Annotated in this window: 20 protein-coding genes and 1 pseudogene; 10 read left to right on the forward strand and 11 right to left on the reverse strand. The window is 62.9% G+C overall.

The features are described from left to right. Window positions 1–3: 3 nt before the first annotated feature. Entirely contained in the window at window positions 4–357 is a 354-nt protein-coding gene (locus tag AC5O5I_RS09900; RefSeq protein WP_172218903.1) for a response regulator, read from the forward strand. A 45-nt stretch (window positions 358–402) separates the two neighbouring features. Here AC5O5I_RS09900 and csrA read toward each other — a convergent pair whose 3' ends face one another. The 8 genes from csrA to AC5O5I_RS09940 form a co-directional block, all read right to left on the reverse strand. Next, window positions 403–600: a carbon storage regulator CsrA gene (csrA, locus tag AC5O5I_RS09905; RefSeq protein WP_004375914.1), complete on the reverse strand. Its 198-nt coding sequence runs from the start codon at window positions 598–600 to the stop codon at window positions 403–405. A 253-nt stretch (window positions 601–853) separates the two neighbouring features. Then, on the reverse strand, window positions 854–1,876 hold the full coding sequence (locus AC5O5I_RS09910; protein ID WP_172218901.1) for a DNA topoisomerase IB: 1,023 nt from the start codon (window positions 1,874–1,876) through the stop codon (window positions 854–856). A 57-nt stretch (window positions 1,877–1,933) separates the two neighbouring features. Continuing rightward, window positions 1,934–3,025 (reverse strand): molybdenum ABC transporter ATP-binding protein, encoded by a 1,092-nt coding sequence (gene modC / locus AC5O5I_RS09915; protein ID WP_172218899.1) that lies wholly within the window; start codon window positions 3,023–3,025, stop codon window positions 1,934–1,936. Window position 3,026: 1 nt separating this feature from the next. Then, the gene (gene modB, locus AC5O5I_RS09920) at window positions 3,027–3,707 is read right to left on the reverse strand and encodes a molybdate ABC transporter permease subunit (protein WP_494512501.1); all 681 of its coding nucleotides are present in this window, start codon (window positions 3,705–3,707) and stop codon (window positions 3,027–3,029) included. Next, the gene (gene modA / locus AC5O5I_RS09925; RefSeq protein ID WP_494512502.1) at window positions 3,707–4,465 is read right to left on the reverse strand and encodes a molybdate ABC transporter substrate-binding protein; all 759 of its coding nucleotides are present in this window, start codon (window positions 4,463–4,465) and stop codon (window positions 3,707–3,709) included. Before modA ends, modB begins: the two co-directional genes overlap by 1 nt. Window positions 4,466–4,568: 103 nt before the next feature. Continuing rightward, window positions 4,569–5,657, reverse strand: a complete 1,089-nt coding sequence (locus AC5O5I_RS09930; RefSeq protein WP_172218872.1) for an NAD(P)H-dependent flavin oxidoreductase — start codon at window positions 5,655–5,657, stop codon at window positions 4,569–4,571. Between the two features lie 49 nt (window positions 5,658–5,706). Beyond that, on the reverse strand, window positions 5,707–5,877 hold the full coding sequence (locus tag AC5O5I_RS09935) for a hypothetical protein (RefSeq protein ID WP_172218871.1): 171 nt from the start codon (window positions 5,875–5,877) through the stop codon (window positions 5,707–5,709). A gap of 7 nt (window positions 5,878–5,884) precedes the next feature. Continuing rightward, window positions 5,885–6,187 (reverse strand): DUF1883 domain-containing protein, encoded by a 303-nt coding sequence (locus AC5O5I_RS09940; RefSeq protein WP_172218870.1) that lies wholly within the window; start codon window positions 6,185–6,187, stop codon window positions 5,885–5,887. 159 nt (window positions 6,188–6,346) lie between these two features. Between AC5O5I_RS09940 and AC5O5I_RS09945 the strand changes: the two genes are divergently transcribed. From AC5O5I_RS09945 to AC5O5I_RS09985, 9 genes and pseudogenes are all read left to right on the forward strand, one after another. Next, window positions 6,347–6,706: a hypothetical protein gene (locus AC5O5I_RS09945; protein ID WP_172285319.1), complete on the forward strand. Its 360-nt coding sequence runs from the start codon at window positions 6,347–6,349 to the stop codon at window positions 6,704–6,706. A gap of 145 nt (window positions 6,707–6,851) precedes the next feature. Continuing rightward, a complete protein-coding gene (locus tag AC5O5I_RS09950; protein ID WP_172285318.1) occupies window positions 6,852–7,502 on the forward strand; it encodes a c-type cytochrome in 651 nt (216 codons plus the stop codon). Next, window positions 7,499–8,413 (forward strand): c-type cytochrome, encoded by a 915-nt coding sequence (locus AC5O5I_RS09955; RefSeq protein WP_172285317.1) that lies wholly within the window; start codon window positions 7,499–7,501, stop codon window positions 8,411–8,413. The genes AC5O5I_RS09950 and AC5O5I_RS09955 overlap by 4 nt, the downstream gene beginning before the upstream one ends. Before the next feature lie 264 nt (window positions 8,414–8,677). Next, the gene (gene galU, locus AC5O5I_RS09960; protein WP_172231040.1) at window positions 8,678–9,517 is read left to right on the forward strand and encodes a UTP--glucose-1-phosphate uridylyltransferase GalU; all 840 of its coding nucleotides are present in this window, start codon (window positions 8,678–8,680) and stop codon (window positions 9,515–9,517) included. Between the two features lie 335 nt (window positions 9,518–9,852). Continuing rightward, a pseudogene (gene ltrA / locus AC5O5I_RS09965) lies at window positions 9,853–10,896 on the forward strand (group II intron reverse transcriptase/maturase); the annotation flags it as partial. Between the two features lie 121 nt (window positions 10,897–11,017). After that, window positions 11,018–12,373: a glutathione-disulfide reductase gene (gorA, locus tag AC5O5I_RS09970; protein WP_172287253.1), complete on the forward strand. Its 1,356-nt coding sequence runs from the start codon at window positions 11,018–11,020 to the stop codon at window positions 12,371–12,373. A gap of 296 nt (window positions 12,374–12,669) precedes the next feature. Continuing rightward, window positions 12,670–13,233: an alkyl hydroperoxide reductase subunit C gene (gene ahpC / locus AC5O5I_RS09975; RefSeq protein WP_004375926.1), complete on the forward strand. Its 564-nt coding sequence runs from the start codon at window positions 12,670–12,672 to the stop codon at window positions 13,231–13,233. 127 nt (window positions 13,234–13,360) lie between these two features. Next, window positions 13,361–14,938, forward strand: a complete 1,578-nt coding sequence (gene ahpF / locus AC5O5I_RS09980) for an alkyl hydroperoxide reductase subunit F (protein WP_172287252.1) — start codon at window positions 13,361–13,363, stop codon at window positions 14,936–14,938. A 154-nt stretch (window positions 14,939–15,092) separates the two neighbouring features. Continuing rightward, window positions 15,093–15,281: a hypothetical protein gene (locus AC5O5I_RS09985; RefSeq protein ID WP_172231016.1), complete on the forward strand. Its 189-nt coding sequence runs from the start codon at window positions 15,093–15,095 to the stop codon at window positions 15,279–15,281. Between the two features lie 4 nt (window positions 15,282–15,285). Here the strand turns inward: AC5O5I_RS09985 and AC5O5I_RS09990 are convergent, their stop codons facing one another. From AC5O5I_RS09990 to nhaR, 3 genes are all read right to left on the reverse strand, one after another. Further along, the gene (locus AC5O5I_RS09990) at window positions 15,286–15,933 is read right to left on the reverse strand and encodes a YceH family protein (RefSeq protein WP_494512503.1); all 648 of its coding nucleotides are present in this window, start codon (window positions 15,931–15,933) and stop codon (window positions 15,286–15,288) included. A 178-nt stretch (window positions 15,934–16,111) separates the two neighbouring features. Beyond that, on the reverse strand, window positions 16,112–17,323 hold the full coding sequence (gene sstT / locus AC5O5I_RS09995) for a serine/threonine transporter SstT (RefSeq protein WP_172231022.1): 1,212 nt from the start codon (window positions 17,321–17,323) through the stop codon (window positions 16,112–16,114). 95 nt (window positions 17,324–17,418) lie between these two features. Then, window positions 17,419–18,312 (reverse strand): transcriptional activator NhaR, encoded by an 894-nt coding sequence (nhaR, locus tag AC5O5I_RS10000; protein WP_172231025.1) that lies wholly within the window; start codon window positions 18,310–18,312, stop codon window positions 17,419–17,421. Window positions 18,313–18,341 lie beyond the last annotated feature (29 nt).

Below are 18,341 nucleotides of genomic sequence, written 5' to 3' on the forward strand. Positions count from 1 at the left end.
CAGATGAACACCATCCTGATCGTCGATGACGAGTACCTGATCGCCGATATCCTCGGCTTCGCCCTGGAAGACGAAGGCTACGCGGTGGAAAAGGCGAGCAACGGCTGCAAGGCCCTGGAGGCGCTGAAGGAGAAGCGCGTGCAGCTGGTTATCACCGACTATATGATGCCGCTGCTCAATGGCGAGGAATTGGTGCGCTCAATGCGTGAAGACCCGTCCTTGAGCGAGTTGCCGGTCATCCTCATGAGTGGCGCGCAGGCCAACCAGGGATGCCCGGAACTGTTCGCCGCCGTGTTCGACAAACCGTTCGACATGGATTGTATGATCGCCAAGGTGCGCGAACTGCTGGGCACCTGAGGCGCGGGGCGATCAAGCGCATCCGTGCGGCTTGAGGCAAGTCGCTCAGTGCGAGTCGTCGTGCTTTTCCGGGGCCGGGCTGCCGGCCTGGATGCGTTTGAAGATCTCTTCGCGATGAACCTGGACATCTTTCGGTGCATCGATACCGATCCTCACCTGCATCCCTTTGACGCCCAGAATGGTGACTTTGATGTCATCGTTGATGACGATGCTTTCGCCAACCTTACGGGTGAGTATCAGCATGTAGTTCTCCTTGGTGATGTAAAAAACCGTCGGGCCAGTTGCCTCGGCGGCGGGAGCGTGTCCCTCTTCCTTCTCATTAAAGACGCTTTCGGCGGATAGTAATTCCCCGACAGACAAATTCTGTTGCGTGTCTTCAGTTGCAGGTGGCTGGGCAAACCGTCAGCGGTTTGTCGGCCAAGGTGCTCGGTGTCAAGGATAGGGCGCTTGGCGACCAATGGGAAATTTCTTCGCATCATGGGCTGAATAGACAGGCTCAATGGGCCTCCTGTTCCTCAAGTGCCTGTAAAAACAGCAGCAATGCGACTTCTTCGGGGTCCAGCCCCTTGCGTACCCGGTTTTTCGGCAGGTTGGCCAGACGCCCCAGTGCATAGTGCTCGAGTACAGCAGGGTGAATGTAACAGCGCCGGCACACCGCGGGTGTATTGCCCAGGCGCGCGGCCACCTGGCGGACAATGCCGGCCACTTGGCGCTTGGCCTCGGTTTCGGGTTCCCAGGCCAACGGCCGTAGCAGGTCCAGGGCCAGGCTGCTGCCGGCCCAGGTGCGGTAGTCCTTGGCGGTGAAGTCGGCGCCGGTAAGCTGTTGCAGAAACTGGTTGACCTCGCTGGAGCCGACACTGTGGCGCTGGCCGTCTTCATCCAGGTACTGGAACAGCGCCTGGCCGGGCAACTCCATGCAGCGCTTGAGCAGGCTGGCCAGGCGCCGGTCATTGAGGGTGACGTTGTGCTCGACGCCGCGTTTGCCGCGGAACTGGAAACGGATAGTGCTGCCCTTGATCTGCACATGGCGGTTACGCAGCGTAGTCAGCCCGTAGGACTGGTTGTCCCGCAGGTAGCGCTGGTTGCCAATGCGGATCAGGGTATGGTCCAGCAGGCTCACCACCAGCGCCATGACCTTTTCGCGGTCCAGGCCTGGCCGGGCGAGATGGTTTTCCAGTTGCGCCCGCAGCTTGGGCAGGGTCTGGGCAAAGGCCAGCATGCGCCCGTACTTGTGCTGGTCGCGCAGCTCGCGCCACTGCACGTGGTAGCGGTACTGCTTGCGGCCACGGGCATCGATACCGGTTGCCTGCAGGTGGCCCATGGGGTCGGCGCAGATCCACACATCGGTATAGGCCGGTGGGATCACCAGCGCGGCGATGCGCGCCAGGGTTTCGCTGTCGCGCACCCGCTGGCCATCGGCATCCAGATAGATGAAGCGGTCGCGCCAGCGCTTGCGGGTCAGGCCCGGCTGGCTGTCGTCAACGTAATGCAGGGTACGCGGCAGAGGGCAGTCGAGCATGTGCGGCAAGCCTCGATCAAGTTACTGATCAATGGACAACAGCCGCTTCGGGGTTGCTCAGCCCAACAGCGCGACCGACTTGATCTGGGCAAACAGCATCTGCCCCGGGTGCAAGCCCAGCTGGTCAGCCGAGAAGCGCGTGATGCGGGCCAGCAGGGGGCTGCCGCCGGCATCCAGGCTGACCAGCACATGCGCGGGGTTCTCGGCCGGTCGGCTTTCGCGCACGCGCACCGCCAAGCGGTTGAGAATGCTCGAGGTGCTGTCGGCTGCCAGCGCCAGGCTGACGTCACGGGCCTGTACCTTGACGCGCAAGGTGCTGCCCATCACATGCGCCGGGTGAGCGATGCGCAGTAACGGCCCAGTGCTACCGGGCAGGCGCAGGTCGAGCAGGTCGTAGTACGGGTCGTGGCCCACCACCATGCCCTCGAACACCACGCCGGCATCCTCGCCCTGGGCCAGCGACAGGTCGAGGCGGGCCAAGGTTTCGCCAATCGGGCCGCTGGCCACCGCCTGGCCTTGCTCCAGCAGCACCAGGTGGTCGGCCAGCCGCGCCACTTCATCCTGGGCGTGGCTGACGTACACCAGCGGGATGTCCAGTTCGTCGTGCAGGCGCTCCAGGTAGGGCAGGATCTCGCGCTTTCGCGGCCCATCGAGGGCAGCCAGAGGCTCGTCCATCAACAACAGGCGCGGGCTGCTGAGCAGGGCGCGGGCAATGCCTACCCGCTGCGCCTCGCCCCCGGACAAGGTGGCGGGGCGGCGTTGCAGCAGGTGGCCGATCCCCAGCAGTTGGCTGGCCTGGTCGAGGCTGACCTTGCGTTCAGCCGGGGCCACCCGGCGCCAGCCGAACTCCAGGTTGCCACGTACCGACAGGTGCGGGAACAGGCTGGCCTCCTGGAACACGTAGCCCACCGGGCGCAGGTGCGGTGCCTGGAAGTAGCCGCGGTCGCTGTCTTCCCAGACTTCACCGTTGACCTCGATATAGGCGCTGGCAGCCCGCTCCAGCCCGGCCAGGCAGCGCAGGCAGCTGGTCTTGCCCGAGCCCGAGTGGCCGAACAGCGCGCTGATGCCGCGCCCTGGCAGTAGCAGGTCGACATCCAGGGTAAATTCGTCGCGCGCCAGTTTCAGGCGCGCCACAATCGATGCGGTCATTTCAGCTCCAGCCAGCCTTGCCGCGGCGTCCGGCGTACAGCAGGAGCAGCACCAGGAAAGAGAACACCAGCATGGCACCGGCCAGCCAGTGGGCTTGCGAATACTCCATGGCCTCGACGTGATCGAAGATCTGTACCGAAACCACGCGGGTCTTGTCAGGGATGTTGCCACCGATCATCAGCACCACACCGAATTCGCCCACCGTGTGGGCGAAGCCGAGGATGCTGGCGGTGATGAAGCCGGGCCACGCCAGGGGCAGCACCACATGGACGAACGTGTCCCAAGGGCTGGCACGCAGTGTCGCCGCCACTTCCAGCGGGCGCTGGCCGATGGCGCCGAAGGCGTTCTGCAGCGGCTGGACCACGAATGGCAGGGAATACACCGTAGAACCGATCACCAGGCCGGTGAAGCTGAATACCACGGTGCCCAGGCCCAGTGCCTGGGTCGCCTGGCCCAGCCAGCCGTGCGGGCCGAGGGCGATCAGCAGGTAGAAGCCGATCACCGTTGGCGGCAGCACCAGAGGCAGCGCCACCACGGCGCCCACCGGCCCGCGCAGCCAGGAGCGCGTGCGCGCCAGCCACCAGGCGATGGGTGTGCCGATAATCAGCAGGATCAGGGTGGTCAGGCTGGCCAGCTTGATGGTCAGCCAGATGGCACCCAGGTCACTGGCGTCCAGTGGCATCAGATTTCATAGCCGTAGGACTTGATCACTGCAGCGGCTTTCGGGCCTTTCAGGTAATCGACCAGGGCCTTGGCGGCCGGATTGTCCTTGCCTTTGTCGAGAATGACGGCGTCCTGGCGGATCGGGTCGTGCAGTTCGGAAGGGACGATCCAGGCCGAGCCGTTGGTGACCTTGCCGTCCTTGTAGATTTGCGACAGCGCCACGAAGCCCAGCTCGGCGTTGCCGGTGGAAACGAACTGGAAGGCCTGGGTGATGTTCTGGCCTTCGACGATCTTGCCCTTGGTGGCGTCAGTCAGCTTGAGCTTGTCCAGAACCTGGGTGGCAGCCAGGCCATAAGGCGCAGCTTTCGGGTTGGCGATGGACAGGTGCTTGTACGCGTTCATTTTCAGCACGTCGCCTTTGGCGTCTACATAACCGTCCTTGGCCGACCACAAGGCCAAGGTGCCGATGGCGTAGGTGAAGCGCGAACCCGGGACGATTGCCTTTTCCTGTTCAAGCTTGGCCGGGGTGCTGTCATCTGCGGCGAGGAACACTTCGAACGGGGCACCGTTCTTGATCTGTGCGTAGAACTGCCCGGTAGCACCATAGGCGGCGACCAGCTTGTGGCCGGTGTCCTTCTCGAAATCCTTGGCGATGGCCTGGATCGGCGCTGTAAAGTTTGCTGCGACCGCAACCTGGACTTCATCGGCCCAGGCAGTGTTGAAGGCGAACAGGCTGGCCAGGGCGGTGACGGCCAGGCAGGACGGGCGGACACGCATGAATACAGCTCCTTGGGGTTATCGTTATGGCCTTAACTATATAGCGATAGGCCATTTGCCGGGAAGGGGCTGATCGATTCGCCCGCGAAAGGGCCAAACCTGCTTAAGAAGATGCCTGACACCCGACCATTGCCAGCGCCTTGCAGGCAATTTCGCGGGTCAATTCGCCAGCGGGCATATGCCTGCCCAGGCGCAGCGCCTGCCCCGACCACAGGTTGCTGAAGTCGCTGTTGCCCTGCGGCTCGGTGATCGCACGCAGGGGCATCAATGCCCCGCCCGCCAGCGGAAAGCGCGGGGCCAGGTCATTCATCGGTCCCAGTTCGCGCATGATGCGGTTATTGATACCCCGCGCCGGGCGACCGGTGAACAGGTTGGTCAGCGCCGTGTCGCTGGCAGGGGCGCTGTCCAGGGCCCGGCGATGCGCCGGCGAAACCTTGGCCTCGGGGCAGAACAGGTAAGCCGTGCCGATCTGCACGGCCGCAGCGCCCAGGGCCAGTGCTGCCACCAGGCCGCGGTGGTCGCCAATGCCGCCAGCGGCAATCACCGGCACGCTCACCGCGTCGGCCACCTGCGGCACCAGGGCAAAGGTGCCGATCTGGCTGGTGATGTCGCTGCTCAGGAACATGCCGCGGTGGCCGCCGGCCTCATAGCCCATGGCGATGATCGCGTCACAGCCATTGCGCTCCAGCCAGACGGCCTCTTCCACGGTGGTGGCGCTGGACAGTACCTTGGCACCGCTGGCCTTGACCCGTTGCAGCAGGTCGGCCTGGGGCAAGCCGAAGTGGAAGCTCACCACTTCCGGGCGCAACGCCTCGACCAGTTGGCAGCTCTGCTCATCGAACGGCGCGCGGTTCGACACTGGCGTGGGCGCCGCGAAATCGGCACCCACTTCACGGTAATAAGGTTCAAGCGCCTGCTTCCAGCGTGCGTCGTGCTCGGCATCGGGCGCTGGCGGCTGGTGGCAGAAGAAGTTCAGGTTCAGTGGGCGGCCCGGGCAGCCGCTGCGAAAGGCGGCGATCTCGGCGCGCACCTGTTCGCCCGTAAGCATGGCGCAGGGCAGGGCGCCCAGCCCGCCAGCCAGGCCCACGGCAATCGCCATCGGCGCGCCGGTTGCACCCGCCATGGGCGCCTGGAGCACAGGCAACTCGATGCCCAGCAGGTCGAGGATACGGCGGTCGGGCCAATGGCTCATGCGATTCTCCTTGCGCGGGGCTGGCGGTGCGGCGGGGCTTACAGCAGTTTTACAGGGCCTTGCTGACCTGGATGTCGCTGATCTTGTCGGCGTCGTCGCCGTGGATCTTGCGCAGGGCATCGAGGGCTTGCTCGAGAGAGGCATCGGGCATCAGCGCGAAGTCCCAGCGGCGCTCGCCGTCGAGCTTGTATTTGATGACGTACTTGATGATCTGGGTCATGGTGGCCTTATCTGAGTTTCGACGACGAACGACGGATGATCTTGATCTTGTGGGTCAGGGTCGGCTTGCGGGTGACCGAGATCGGGCGGGTGGTCACGGTATCGATGGTGATGTTCCAGAAGCCGGTGCTGGGCACCGTGATCTTTGCCGGGAACTGCTCGAAATGGCCGCCGTGGTAAGTGTGACGGCCGCCATTCTTGAAGCTGCGGAAGTTGGCGTCGTTCATCAGGCGGATATTGCAGCGCTGGGAGCACTCGACGACGACGATGTCGTCTTCGTTGAGGTGCTCGCGCTGGTGTACGAATTTCATGTGATGCTCCGCAAGGTTTGGATCTGCAAAGGCAAAAGATACCACGATGTGTCGATACACTGCCGCGCTGTTCGCCGGGCGTGGATAAATCTGCCAGTACGGGGAGCAAAATCGCCTGGTCGTGGTCGAACCGAATTCTTGATGGCGGAGGTGCTGCAAATGAAGTGGATGGTGGCGGCGTTGTCGGTAGCGCTGGGTGGCTGTGTCAGTGTTGCAGAACTGGAACAGTCGCATGAAACACTGGATGTAATGTCTGGCAAGAGCCCGCGCGAGTATGCCGATTGCATCAAGCAGAAGCTGGCCGAGACCCGCGACCCGCTGACCGAAGAGCAGCGTGGGGATGGCCTGCGGCTGATCGTGCCGCAGAAGATCACCTCGGGGGTGGGCCCGGCGGCGCTGGTGGACATCGACAAGCGTGGCAGTGGCAGCAGCATCACGCTGCACGAACGGTTGAACAACTTCCCGCTGCGCTTGGGTGATGTGCGCACGGCGGCTACCCAATGCATCTCCGGAAATTGATCTGGGGCAAGTAACAGGCGGTTAAGCGGCCCTTGGCCATGGCTTGGCCCGCCTTGGCGTTGTTGCGATCTCCCTGGCAGGGATAGTATCCATTTGCTTATGTTTTTTAAGCCTAAGCTTATAACAAAAGAAATGGAGGTTCGTGATGACAGCGTTGAGTCGCGTCGTGGTCAGCAGCCTGCTGATCCTGGCCTGGCCCGCGGTACAAGCCGCTGACGGCCAGAAAGTCTTCAATCAGGGCGGGGCCAACCCCGCTGCCATGGCCTGCCTCGGTTGCCATGGCGCGGATGGCAAGGGCATTGCCGCCGCCGGGTTTCCACGATTGGCCGGGCTCCCGGCCGGTTACCTCGGCAAGCAATTGCATGACTGGCGCAGCGGCAGCCGCAAGCATGCGGTGATGGAGCCGCTGGCCAAGGCCCTGAGCGAGGATGAAATCAATGCGGTCAGCGGCTACCTGGCCAGCTTGCCAGCAGACCCCGCAGGTGACCTGCGCCGCCAGCAGATCGCCGATGACCCCACAACGCGCATGGCCCTTTACGGTGACTGGAGCCGAAAGATCCCGGGCTGCGTGCAATGCCACGGCCCTGGTGGCGGTGGGGTTGGCGAGCATTTCCCACCCTTGGCCGGCCAGCCCGCCAGCTACCTGGTGGCGCAGCTCGATGCCTGGCGCGACGGTAGCCGCCGCAATGACCCCAACCAGCTGATGGTCGGCGTGGCCAAGGCCATGACCGATGCCGAGATCAAGGCCATTGCCGAATTCTTTGCCCGCCCCGCCAGCCAGGAGGTCACGCCATGAAACGGATGACTCCGGCGTTATTGCTGCTGGCCATGGCCAGCGCCCAGGCCACACCGATCGCCATGGAAGACCAGTCGCAGTTGAGGGTGCCCGGCGTGCAGGCCGCGCCGCAGTTCGTGCCACCCGCTGAAAGCGAGCTGCCTGATAATGCCTTTGGCAAGGCGGTGCGTGAGGGCCATGCCTTGTTCGTCGACACCCGCCGGTTGATGCCCGAGGCCGTGGGCAATGGCATGAACTGCAGCAACTGCCACCTCGATCAGGGGCGCCTGGCGCACTCCGCACCCTTGTGGGGCGCTTACCCGATGTACCCGGCCTACCGCAAGAAAAACGACAAGGTCAACACCTATGCCGAACGTATCCAGGGGTGCTTCCAGTTCAGCATGAACGGCAAGCCGCCTGCCGCTGACAGCCCGCAGATGACGGCGCTGGCGGTGTATGCGTACTGGCTTTCGACCAAGGCGCCGACCGGTGTCGAGATTGCCGGGCGCGGTTACCCTGAGGTTGCACAGCCTAAAGGCGGATATGACTTCACGCGCGGTCGGCAGGTGTACCGTGAGCAGTGCGCGATTTGCCACGGCGACAATGGCGAAGGCCAGCAGGTGGCGGGCGAGTACGTGATGCCGCCGCTGTGGGGCAAGGATGCCTACAACTGGGGCGCCGGCATGCACCGGATCAACACCGCAGCGTCGTTCATCAAGTACAACATGCCGCTGGGCAAGCCGGGCAGCCTCAGTGATCAGCAGGCCTGGGACGTGGCGGCGTGGATCAATCGCCATGAACGCCCGCAGGACCCGCGGTTGGTGGACGGCTCCATCGAGAAGACGCGGGTGAAGTTTCATGCCAATGACGGGGTGAACCTGTATGGGCAGAAGGTGGATGGCGTGCTGATCGGGCAGGGGACCGGCGGTTGATGTGTCGCCTGTGCCGGCCTCAGCACGGGTGAACCCGCTGCCACAGGGCGAGCGCGACCCTGGGAAAAGGCCGGTGCAGGCTGCCAGATTCGGCTGTCATCCAACGGTCATGTATGACGGTAATATTTACGATCCGCCGGAACTATCTACACTGGGTTATCTCTATCATCCCAACGATCGGCCAGGGGTGGGGCATTGTAAGGTGACTGCCGCCTGATTAGACTGCGCCGAATCCCACAGGCCTAGCCTTTTGTAAGGACGTATATGATCAAAAAATGCTTGTTCCCGGCAGCCGGCTACGGCACCCGCTTCCTGCCTGCTACCAAAGCCATGCCCAAGGAAATGCTGCCGGTGGTCAACAAGCCACTGATCCAGTATGGCGTTGAAGAAGCATTGGATGCCGGTCTGAGCGAGATTTCCATCGTCACCGGCCGCGGCAAGCGCGCCCTGGAAGACCACTTCGACATCAGCTACGAGCTGGAAAACCAGATCAAGGGCACCGACAAGGAAAAATACCTGGTCGGTATCCGTCGTCTGCTCGACGAGTGTTCGTTCTCCTACACCCGCCAGACCGAAATGAAAGGCCTGGGTCACGCCATCCTTACCGGCCGCCCGCTGATCGGCGACGAGCCGTTCGCCGTGGTGCTGGCGGACGACCTGTGCGTCAACCCCGAAGGTGACGGCGTGCTGACCCAGATGGTCAAGCTGTACAACCAGTTCCGCTGCTCGATCATCGCCATCCAGGAAGTCGACCCGCAGGAAACCAACAAGTACGGCGTCATCGCCGGTGACATGATCCGCGACGATATCTTCCGTGTTACCAACATGGTCGAGAAGCCGGCACCGGAGGACGCGCCGTCCAACCTGGCGATCATCGGCCGCTACATCCTGACCCCCGATATTTTCGATATCATCCAGAACACCCCGCCAGGCAAAGGCGGCGAAATCCAGATCACCGACGCGCTGATGCAGCAGGCTCAGAACGGCTGCGTGATTGCCTACAAGTTCAAGGGCCAGCGTTTCGATTGCGGTGGCGCCGAGGGCTACATCGACGCGACCAACTTCTGCTTCGAGAACTACTACAAGACTGGCAAGGCTTACTGATAAGCCCTGCTGGCCTGATGAAAGCCACCCTTGCGGGTGGCTTTTTTGTTGTGCGCCAGGCATGGCGCGTTGCGCGTAAGCGCAACCTGCTTGGCTGTGGTGGCCGAGCGGGTGACTTGGAGGTGAAAGTCCTCTACACACCCGGCAAGGGGAAGTGTTAGCCGGAGGCAAGGGTGTCGCGGGCGACTGCGAATCTGAAGGAAGCCCGAGGCAAAATGCTGGCCTGACGAACAGGAAGCGGATCAGGCGGCACAGCGAGGTCAGGCGGCAACAATCGCCAAAGCCCAATACTTGCACGGAGCGCTGTGACGTAAATCCGACAGGCATAAGCAGGAAGGTCGCGCGAAATCCCCACCGTCGTGGATCGCCTGATCCAGCAAGCACTGCAGCAGCAGCTCACACTTATCTTCGACCCACTGTTCTCGGACTACAGCTATGGTTTTCGTCCGGGCAGAAGTACGCATCAAGCCATCGAGATGGCTCGTGCTCATGTGACAGCGGGACACCGCTGGTGCGTGGAAATCGATCTGGAGAAGTTCTTCGATCGGGTCAACCACGACATCCTGATGGCCTGTATCGAGCGCCGGGTCAAAGATAAGTGCGTACTCAGGCTTATCCGCCGCTACCTTGAAGCGGGAGTCATGTCAGGCGGTGTCGTCAGCCCACGGCAGGAGGGGACGCCGCAAGGCGGCCCGCTCTCGCCGCTGCTGTCGAATATCCTGCTCGACGAACTTGACCGCGAACTGGAACGGCGGGGCCACCGCTTCGTGCGCTATGCCGATGACGCGAACATTTATGTACGCAGCCCTCGGGCTGGCGAACGGGTACTGGCCAGTGTCGAACGCTTCCTGAATCAACGTTTGAAACTGACGGTGAATCAGAAGAAGAGTCGAGTCGCGAGAGCCTGGAAGTGTGACTACTTGGGCTATGGGATGAGCTGGCATCAGCAGCCAAGGCTGCGGGTGGCAACGACGAGCCTGGGTCGCCTGCGCGACCGGCTCGCAGAGCTGCTACGCGGTGCACGGGGTCGCAAGATGACGAATACCATCGAGCGGATAAACCCTGTCCTGCGAGGCTGGGCGGGTTACTTCAAGCTTAGCCAGAGCAAACGGCCACTTGAGGAACTGGATGGCTGGATCAGGCACAAACTCCGCTGTGCCATCTGGCGCCAATGGAAGCAGCCCTCTACGAGGGCGCGCAACCTGATGCGTCTGGGCTTGAGCGAAGAGCGTGCCTGTAAATCGGTCTGTAACGGCCGAGGCCCGTGGTGGAACTCGGGGGCGCCACATATGAATCAGGCGCTGCCGAAGAAGCTATGGGATCGACTCGGACTGGTCTCGATACTGGATACGATCAACCGGCTTAGCCGCATAGCTTGAACCGCCGTGTACGGAACCGTACGCACGGTGGTGTGAGAGGACGGCGGGTGTGAGCCCGCCTCCTACTCGATTGCGGCGACCAACGGCGTTATGCTGGGCGCCTGCCTAGGAGACTGAATACATGGCCTACGATTTTGATCTGTTCGTGATTGGCGCCGGGTCCGGCGGTGTGCGCGCGGCGCGCTTTGCTGCGGGCTTTGGCGCAAAAGTGGCGGTGGCTGAAAGTCGCTACCTTGGTGGCACCTGCGTCAACGTCGGGTGCGTGCCGAAAAAGCTGCTGGTGTACGGCGCGCACGTCGCCGACGAGCTGGAGCAAGCCGCAGGTTTTGGCTGGACCCTCGAAGAAGGGCATTTCGACTGGGGCACGCTGATTGCGAACAAGAACCGCGAAATCGAGCGCCTCAACGGCATCTACCGCAACTTGCTGGTCAACAGCGGGGTGACCCTGCTGCAGGGCCATGCGCGCATGACCGGTGCCAATGAAGTCGAAGTCGACGGCAAGTGCTACACCGCCGAACACATCCTGATTGCCACCGGTGGCTGGCCGCAGGTGCCGGACATTCCGGGCAAGGAACTGGCCATCACCTCCAACGAAGCCTTCTACCTCAAGGCGTTGCCACGCCGGGTGCTGGTGGTGGGTGGCGGCTACATCGCCGTCGAGTTCGCCGGGATCTTCCAGGGCCTGGGGGCTGCTACCACGCTGTTGTACCGTGGCGACCTGTTCCTGCGTGGGTTTGACGGTTCGGTGCGCACGCACCTCAAGGAAGAGCTGGAAAAGCGCGGCCTCGACCTGCAGTTCAATGCGGACATCCAGCGCATCGACAAGCTTGAGGACGGCAGCCTCAAGGCCACCCTCAAGGATGGTCGCGAGCTGCTGGCCGACTGTGTGTTCTACGCCACAGGCCGGCGCCCGATGCTGGACAACCTGGGCCTGGAAAACACCGGCGTCGAGCTGGATGCGCGCGGTTTCATCCGCGTCGATGAGCAGTACCAGACCACCGCGCCGTCGATCCTTGCCATTGGCGATGTGATCGGCCGTGTGCAGCTTACCCCGGTAGCCCTCGCCGAAGGCATGGCTGTGGCGCGGCGCCTGTTCAAGCCGGAGCAATATCGCCCGGTGGACTACCAGAACATCCCCACCGCAGTGTTCAGCCAGCCGCCAATCGGTACCGTGGGCCTGACCGAGGAGCAGGCGCTGGACGCTGGCCACAAGGTGCAGGTGTTCGAGAGTCGCTTCCGCGCCATGAAGCTGACCCTGACAGACATTCAGGAAAAAACCCTGATGAAGCTGGTGGTCGATGCCGAGACCGACAAGGTGCTGGGTTGCCACATGGTTGGCCCCGATGCCGGCGAGATCATCCAGGGCCTGGGCATTGCCCTGAAGGCGGGGGCGACCAAGCAGCAGTTCGACGAAACCATCGGCGTGCACCCGACGGCGGCAGAAGAGTTCGTAACCATGCGCACCGTGACCCGCTGATCACCCGGCGCAGATTCATGCTGCAGGAGCAGCCTTGTGCTGCGAAGAGGCCGACAGGGGAGCAGGTGGTCTGTTGCCATGCCGGCCTCTTCGCAGCGCAAGGCTGATCCTGCCCGAGCGATGTCCGGCCATGCAGCCTGCGCAATCCTTTGCTCAGCCCATTCCCTTCTATTAATAAACCCCGGTTATAGCCAAAACCAATCACAAGCATGAGCTTTGCCAATGAGCCTTGAACGGGATGAACGGTTAGGATTCTTTCCATCAACTGATTCCAACCCCATGAAGGAGCGTCTCTCATGCCAATCATCAACAGCCAGGTCAAACCGTTCAACGCCACCGCCTACCACAAGGGCGAGTTCGTTCAGGTCAGCGAAGCCGACCTGAAAGGCAAGTGGTCCGTCGTGTTCTTCTACCCGGCCGACTTCACCTTCGTCTGCCCGACCGAACTGGGTGACCTTGCCGACAACTACGCCGAGTTCCAGAAGCTGGGCGTGGAAATCTACGGCGTGTCCACCGACACCCACTTCACCCACAAAGCCTGGCACGACACTTCGGACACCATCGGCAAGATCCAGTACCCGCTGATCGGTGACCCGACCCACGTTATCTCGCGCAACTTCGACGTGCTGATCGAAGAAGCCGGCCTGGCCGATCGCGGTACCTTCGTGATCAACCCGGAAGGCCAGATCAAGATCGTCGAACTGAACGACGGTGGTGTAGGCCGCGATGCTGCCGAGCTGCTGCGCAAAGTGAAGGCTGCCCAGTACGTTGCCGCTCACCCAGGCGAAGTGTGCCCGGCCAAGTGGAAAGAAGGCGAAGCCACCCTGGCGCCATCGCTGGACCTGGTCGGCAAGATCTAAGGCCATGTGCCAGTCGCGGGCGGTAGCCAGCCGCCAAAGCTGAAGTTTCTCCCGCCCCGTAAAAACGCCCGGGCGAACTCGCCTGGGCGTTTTTGTATCCGAGTTTTGAAAAAAGGAATCGCCCCGTATGTTGGACGCCACGCTTAAATCGCAACTGAAAACCTACCTGGAGCGGGTCACCCAGCCGATCGAGATCGTTGCCTCCCTCGACGACGGCGCGAAGTCCCGCGAATTGCATGACCTGCTGGTGGAAATTGCCAGCCTGTCTAGCCTGATTACCTTCAGCGCGGACGGCACCGACGCCCGTCGTCCCTCGTTCTCGCTGAGCCGCCCGGGTGCTGCCCTTGATGGCAGAAGCATCAGCCTGCGCTTCGCCGGCATCCCCATGGGCCACGAATTCACCTCGCTGGTGCTGGCGCTGCTGCAAGTCGGCGGCCACCCGTCCAAGGCCAGCGCCGAAGTGATCGAGCAGATCCAGGCGCTGGAAGGCGAATTCAACTTCGAAACCTACTTCTCGCTGTCGTGCCAGAACTGCCCGGATGTGGTCCAGGCGCTGAACCTGATGGCCGTGCTCAACCCCAACGTGCGCCACGTGGCCATCGACGGTGCGCTGTTCCAGGCAGAAGTGGAATCGCGCAAGATCATGGCGGTGCCGAGCATCTACCTGAATGGCGAAGTATTCGGCCAGGGCCGCATGGGCCTGGAAGAAATCCTCGGCAAGATCGACACCAGTGCCGGGGCTCGCCAGGCCGAGAAAATCAACGCCAAGGACGCGTTCGACGTGCTGGTGGTCGGCGGTGGCCCAGCGGGCGCGGCAGCTGCCATCTACGCCGCACGTAAAGGCATCCGTACCGGGGTTGCCGCCGAACGCTTCGGCGGCCAGGTACTCGATACCCTGGCCATCGAGAACTTCATTTCGGTGCAGGAAACCGAAGGGCCGAAGCTGGCCACGGCGCTGGAAGAGCACGTCAAGCAGTACGACGTGGACATCATGAACCTGCAGCGCGGCGAAGCGTTGATCCCGGCTACAGACGGCGGGCTGCACGAAGTGCGCCTGGCTGGCGGCGCTGCGCTCAGGGCCAAGACCGTGATCCTGGCCACTGGCGCGCGCTGGCGGGAAATGAACGTGCCCGGTGAGCAGGAGTACCGCGGCCGCGGCGTGGCCTACTGCCCGCACTGTGACGGCCCGCTGTTCAAGGGCAAGCGTGTGGCCGTGATTGGTGGCGGTAACTCGGGTGTGGAAGCGGCCATCGACCTGGCTGGTATCGTCGCCCAGGTGACGCTGATCGAGTTCGATAGCCAGCTGCGTGCCGATGCGGTCTTGCAACGCAAGTTGCACAGCCTGCCGAACGTGAAGGTGATCACCAGTGCGCTGACCAGCGAGGTGTTGGGCAATGGTGAGAAAGTGACCGGCCTGCGCTACAAGGATCGCACCACCGATCAACAACACGAGGTGGCGCTGGAAGGCATTTTCGTACAGATCGGCTTGCTGCCGAATACCGATTGGCTGAAGGGTACCGTCGAGCTGTCGCCGCGTGGCGAGATCATCGTCGATGCCAAGGGCCAGACCAGTATTCCGGGTGTGTTTGCGGCAGGTGACGTGACCACTGTGCCGTACAAGCAGATTGTGATTGCGGTGGGTGAGGGGGCCAAGGCTTCGCTGGCGGCTTTCGATCACCTGATCCGGACGTCGGCGCCGGCGTAAGCCTGCACTGGCCCTCTCGCCGGCAAGCCAGCTCCCACAGGTGATCGCAGAATTCAGATCTGTGGTGCACTTGTGGGAGCTGGCTTGCCGGCGAGAGGGCCTTCGAAGGCTGAGGGTGTCTATGATTAGTGCAGACCCCTCAGGAATCACACCCATGACCCTGATCAGCCGCGAACCCTGGTGGCTAGTCCCTCCAAAGCCCGGCCAGCGAGAGCAGGACCTGCACTGGGGCTACCTCGAGATCTACGCCGACGGCCGCACCGTGTTCGTCGACCAGCGCCCCAGTGACCGGGAGCTGGCCGAGCGCAAGAGTTGTCGCAACTTCCCCGACCCCGAACCCTGATCGCTCAGCCGCCCAGTTCGGTCAGGCGTGCTTCGAGGGCTGCGATGCGCGCCTCAAGGGCTTCGATCCGCTCCTCCGCCACAGTGCCAGCGCTGCTGCGTGCACTGCCTTCGTGCTGGCGTGCGGCCAGAATCGCCTCGATTTCCGCCGGGTCGCCCAGGGCATGGGTGTAGCGGTCTTCGCGCTGGCCTGCCTGGCGTGGCAGGTGCACGGCAAGGTCGCGTGAGATCAGGCGCTCCAGCTGGTGCTGGATCTGTTCGGTGTCATCGAATTCGTGCAGGCGGTTGCTGCGGGTGAGCAGTTCGTTGAGGGTTTGCGGCCCACGCAGGAACATCAGGCCCATCAGTATCAGCTGCGCCGGCACCAGTTCCAGCGCTTTGTCCACCCGGTGTTCCCAGCGGTCGGCGCGGCTGCCCATCTGCAGACGGGTCATGCCCTGGCCTTCAAGGGCGCGCAGGGCCTGGCCGGCCTGACCTTGGGTAAGGTTCATCACCGGCTCGCGGCTGGTCTTCTGGTTGCAGGCCAAAAGCAGGGCGTTGAGGGTCAGCGGGTAGCTTTCCGGGCTGGTGGCCTGCTTTTCGATCAGTGAGCCAAGGACCCGGATCTCGATGCTGCTGAAGCGGCCTTCACCTGCGGTTTCGTGTTCTGACATGGCCCTGTCTCATTACTGGGGAAAGGCCACTAGCCTAGGTAAAGCGCCAGGCTTAAGCAATCACTGGCATCATCGCCGGCAAGCCAGCCCCCACAGGACTGCATACGACCTGAGGGCGATACGATCCATGTGGGAGCTGGCTTGCCGGCGAAAGGGCCGCAACGCGGCCCCGGCAATCTCAGGCGTTACGCTGTACTTCGGCTTGGCACGCCGCCGCGGTAAACAGCACATCAGTCGAAGAATTCAGCGCCGTTTCGGCCGAATCCTGCAGCACGCCGATGATGAAACCTACTGCCACCACCTGCATGGCAACCTCGCTGGGGATACCAAACAGGCTGCAGGCCAGTGGAATCAGCAGCAGCGAGCCACCGGCCACACCCGAGGCGCCGCAGGCGCACACCGCCGCCACCACGCTGAGCAGCACGGCAGTCGGCATGTCCACCGGAATGCCCAGGGTATGCACGGCCGCCAGGGTCAGCACGGTAATGGTGATCGCCGCACCGGCCATGTTGATGGTCGCGCCCAGTGGGATCGACACCGAGTAGGTATCTTCATGCAGCCCAAGACGCTGCGACAGCGCCAGGTTGACCGGGATGTTGGCCGCCGAGCTGCGGGTGAAGAATGCGGTGATCCCGCTTTCGCGCAGGCACAGCAGGGTCAGCGGGTAGGGGTTGCGGCGGATTTTGCAGAACACGATCAGCGGGTTCATTACCAGCGCCACGAACAGCATGCAGCCAATCAGCACCGCCAGCAGGTGCAGGTAGCCGAGCAGGGCGTCCAGGCCCGACTGGGCCAGGGTGGAGCTGACCAGGCCGAAGATGCCCAGCGGTGCGAAGCGGATGACCACGCGCACGATCAACGTCACGCCATTGGACAGGTCCTCGACCACGGTACGGGTGGTTTCGCCAGCATGGCGCAGGGCCACGCCCAGGCCGATGGCCCAGGTCAGGATGCCGATGAAGTTGGCGTTCATCAGCGCATTGATCGGGTTGTCGACGGCGCTCAACACCAGGTTCTGCAGCACCTCGGCAATGCCCCCGGGGGCGCTCAACGAGGCATCGCCGGCGCTCAGCGCCAGGGTCGACGGAAACAGCATGCTGGCAACCACCGCTACCACTGCCGCCGCGAAGGTGCCCAGCAGGTACAGCCAGAGGATCGGACGGATATGGGTTTCCTGGCCATGGCGATGGTTGGCAATCGAGGCCATCACCAGGATGAACACCAGGACGGGCGCCACCGCCTTGAGCGCGCTGACGAACACTTTGCCGAGGAAGCCCAGGTCGTTGGCGACGGCGGGCGCAAGCAGGGCCAGGACAATACCGGCGAGCAGGCCGATGACGATCTGGGTCACCAGGCTGACGCGATTGAGAAGGTGGAGGACAGGGGTCATGTGCAGCGAGGTCTCGGAATCCGGAAAGGGCAGGACTTTACCATAGACCTCTGTAGGGCTGTTCCGGCCACTTCTCCATCAACGGCCCCTGATGGCTACCAATGAAACAGCTCCCGCCGCGCCCCCTCGGTAATCGCCACGATGCCCGGGTGCTTGACCTTGCGCTCCACCGAAATGGCATAGAACGACTCGTGCACGGCGTCGGTCTGCCCGACCAGTTGCACCCCATACTGGCGGCACACTTCATCGGCAATCACGCTGGGTGCCACGAATATGCCGCTGCCCGACTGCCCGAATGCCTGCATCAAGGCGCTGTCATCGAACTCGCCGACAATCCTGGGCTGCACCTGCTGCTCGCCCAGCCAGCGCAGCAGGCGGCTGCGCACCACGGTTTCCTGGCCAGGGATGAGCAGTGGTGCGTCCTGCAAGCAGGCAGGGAAGGCGCCGGCATGACGCTGTGCCAGCGCGGGCGTGGCGAAGAAGCTCAGCCCGCACTCGCCCAGCTTCTGGCTGTAGCCCTTGATGTCCAGGTGGCTGGGCATGGGGCTGTCGGAGATAACCAGGTCCAGCCGCTGGATCGCCAGGTCACCCAGCAACCGTTCGAGCTTGTCTTCGCGGCAGTTGATGCGCAGCACGTCGTCCAGTTCCATGGTCGGGGCCAGCAGGCGATAGACGATGGACTTGGGCACCACGTCAGCCACCCCCACCCGGAACAGTATCTGCTCTTGTGGGCCAGCCCGCAGCATGGCCTCCAGTTCGCTGCCCAGCTGGAACATCTGCTCGGCATAGATCAGCGTCTGGCGCCCGGTTTCGGTCAGTTCCAGTTGCCGGCCCACGCGCTGGAACAGGTCCAGGCCGTAGGTGTGTTCGAACAGGCTGATCTGCCCGCTGATGGTTTGCGGGGTCAGGTTCAGTTGTTCGCTGGCGCGGGCGACGCTGCCGGTCTTGGCCACCGCCCAGAAATAGTGCAACTGCCGATAGTTGAGCATCGGAGCTTTTCCCGATTCGTAAAAGCCGA

Source organism: Pseudomonas sp. 9_2_1 (genome assembly GCF_059295275.1).

Coding starts and splice junctions, on each gene's coding strand:
- sstT (WP_172231022.1), bottom strand. CDS start 17,323: ATGACCCCTGTCCTCCACCTTCTCAATCGCGTCAGCCTGGTGACCCAG.
- AC5O5I_RS09900 (WP_172218903.1), top strand. CDS start 4: ATGAACACCATCCTGATCGTCGATGACGAGTACCTGATCGCCGATATC.
- modB (WP_494512501.1), bottom strand. CDS start 3,707: ATGCCACTGGACGCCAGTGACCTGGGTGCCATCTGGCTGACCATCAAG.
- AC5O5I_RS09945 (WP_172285319.1), top strand. CDS start 6,347: ATGAAGTGGATGGTGGCGGCGTTGTCGGTAGCGCTGGGTGGCTGTGTC.
- AC5O5I_RS09985 (WP_172231016.1), top strand. CDS start 15,093: ATGACCCTGATCAGCCGCGAACCCTGGTGGCTAGTCCCTCCAAAGCCC.
- ahpC (WP_004375926.1), top strand. CDS start 12,670: ATGCCAATCATCAACAGCCAGGTCAAACCGTTCAACGCCACCGCCTAC.
- nhaR (WP_172231025.1), bottom strand. CDS start 18,312: ATGCTCAACTATCGGCAGTTGCACTATTTCTGGGCGGTGGCCAAGACC.
- AC5O5I_RS09935 (WP_172218871.1), bottom strand. CDS start 5,877: ATGACCCAGATCATCAAGTACGTCATCAAATACAAGCTCGACGGCGAG.
- modA (WP_494512502.1), bottom strand. CDS start 4,465: ATGCGTGTCCGCCCGTCCTGCCTGGCCGTCACCGCCCTGGCCAGCCTG.
- AC5O5I_RS09910 (WP_172218901.1), bottom strand. CDS start 1,876: ATGCTCGACTGCCCTCTGCCGCGTACCCTGCATTACGTTGACGACAGC.
- AC5O5I_RS09950 (WP_172285318.1), top strand. CDS start 6,852: ATGACAGCGTTGAGTCGCGTCGTGGTCAGCAGCCTGCTGATCCTGGCC.
- modC (WP_172218899.1), bottom strand. CDS start 3,025: ATGACCGCATCGATTGTGGCGCGCCTGAAACTGGCGCGCGACGAATTT.
- AC5O5I_RS09990 (WP_494512503.1), bottom strand. CDS start 15,933: ATGTCAGAACACGAAACCGCAGGTGAAGGCCGCTTCAGCAGCATCGAG.
- galU (WP_172231040.1), top strand. CDS start 8,678: ATGATCAAAAAATGCTTGTTCCCGGCAGCCGGCTACGGCACCCGCTTC.
- csrA (WP_004375914.1), bottom strand. CDS start 600: ATGCTGATACTCACCCGTAAGGTTGGCGAAAGCATCGTCATCAACGAT.
- AC5O5I_RS09930 (WP_172218872.1), bottom strand. CDS start 5,657: ATGAGCCATTGGCCCGACCGCCGTATCCTCGACCTGCTGGGCATCGAG.
- ahpF (WP_172287252.1), top strand. CDS start 13,361: ATGTTGGACGCCACGCTTAAATCGCAACTGAAAACCTACCTGGAGCGG.
- AC5O5I_RS09955 (WP_172285317.1), top strand. CDS start 7,499: ATGAAACGGATGACTCCGGCGTTATTGCTGCTGGCCATGGCCAGCGCC.
- AC5O5I_RS09940 (WP_172218870.1), bottom strand. CDS start 6,187: ATGAAATTCGTACACCAGCGCGAGCACCTCAACGAAGACGACATCGTC.
- gorA (WP_172287253.1), top strand. CDS start 11,018: ATGGCCTACGATTTTGATCTGTTCGTGATTGGCGCCGGGTCCGGCGGT.